This window comes from Streptomyces sp. SID12501 (assembly GCF_010550245.1).
Taxonomy (GTDB): Bacteria; Actinomycetota; Actinomycetes; order Streptomycetales; family Streptomycetaceae; genus Streptomyces.
On record NZ_JAAGLU010000097.1, the window covers coordinates 1 to 1570 of the forward strand.

Below are 1570 nucleotides of genomic sequence, written 5' to 3' on the forward strand. Positions count from 1 at the left end.
CCGGGGTCAAGGGTTGGCTGTGGCACCGGATGAAGCCGCACACCCCGCCGTGGCTGATGACGGTCGGCACGGGCGTGGCGGGTGCCGGCGCTCACGTGATGTGGTCCGACAGTGCGTTCGCGGGTGCTGGCCTCACCCTCGTGTCGGTCGGCTTGACGGCCGCGACGTGGTTCGCGGCGAAGGGGACCGGTCCCCAGCGTCGTCTCCACTCCGCCATCACCGTGGCGGCCGGCACCAGCTGGACGACGTGCGCGGCCATCGCCGGACCGTTGGAGGGACCGCTCCCCGACCTCTACCTGATGGGTGGGGCGGCCCTGGCGCTGTCCTGGAACATCCGCCAGATGATGAGGACGAACCCGGACGCGACGACGTCCGGCGACTCCTCGGGACTCCTGGACGCGATCGGCCTCGCGAAGCTCAAGCTCGGCAAGGCGAAGGTCAGCGACACCGGTCAGCTTCGGGTCCCCTTCGAGCTGGAGAAGGGGGCCACGGCGGACGAGCTGACCAAGGCGCTCCCGAACCTGGAGTCGGGTCTGGACCTGCGGCCGGGCGCCTTCCGGGTCGAGCGCAACCCTGAGTCGCACCGCAAGGGCGTACTCGTCGGGGTGCCGGTCGATCCCCTGGCCGGCGCCACGTGGTTCCCCGGCCCGTCGTCCCCCGGCGGCTCGATCACCGAACCGCTGGTGATCGGCACGTACGACGACACGATGCCGCTCCTGATGACGCTCCACCTGGGCATCCACTACCTGATCTGCGGCGTCACCGGCTCGGGCAAGACCGAGGCGGCGATGGACATCCTGACCGAGGTTCTGACTCGGCGGGACGTGATCGTGTGGCTCTCCGACCCGGTCAAGCAGGGGCTCGACCTCGGCGAGATGTTCGACGCGTGCGACTGGGTGGCCACCACCCAGGAGGACACCGAGGCGATGACCGAGGCGCTCCAAGCTGCCATTCCGGTCCGCGCCGCGTGGCTGCGCGCTCACTCCTACCGGACCTGGGTCGCTGAGGCTGCTCAGCCGCAGACCGACCCGAAGCACTCCTGCAAGCCGGGCGGCGCCTGCGGCTGCCCGGGGATGCCTTTCCTCCTCGCCTGGATGGAAGAAGCCGCGGCGGCACTCCGGCACATGGGCGACGACGCGTCCACCGGGATCAGCCAAGAGGCCCGCGCGGTCGGGGCCTGCATCGTGGTCAGTCTCCAGCGCCCCAGCCACGACCAGATCAGAACAAGTACCCGCGCCTCGCTTCCCTCGGTCCTGTCCTTCGGTCTGGACGAGAGGGACGAGACGCTCGCACTCCCCGGCGAAGTCCTGGACGCCGGCGCGCACCCGGGCTCCTGGGGCAACAAGTTCCCCGGCTACTGCGTGCTGGTGCAGGCCGGCATCGACGCGCCCCGCTGGGCGGCGTCCGCGCGGACCTTCCGCAACGACCCGCTCGTACTCACCTGGGCCACCACGGCGTTCGCGGACGTCCGGATGGGCGTGGACCCCGTGACCGCCGGAGCGGCCGAGCGGGCGGCAGGAAGCACCTACACCGACCGGGGACAGACGGCCCCGACGCCCGTGCAGGACGC

General features: G+C 71.1%; 1 protein-coding gene. It reads left to right on the forward strand.

Annotated elements, in window-relative coordinates; translation table 11 throughout:
• Positions 1–29: 29 nt before the first annotated feature.
• Positions 30–1570: sporulation protein SsgA (locus G3I71_RS44555; RefSeq protein ID WP_164324562.1), on the forward strand; the 1541-nt coding region annotated here is incomplete at its 3' end.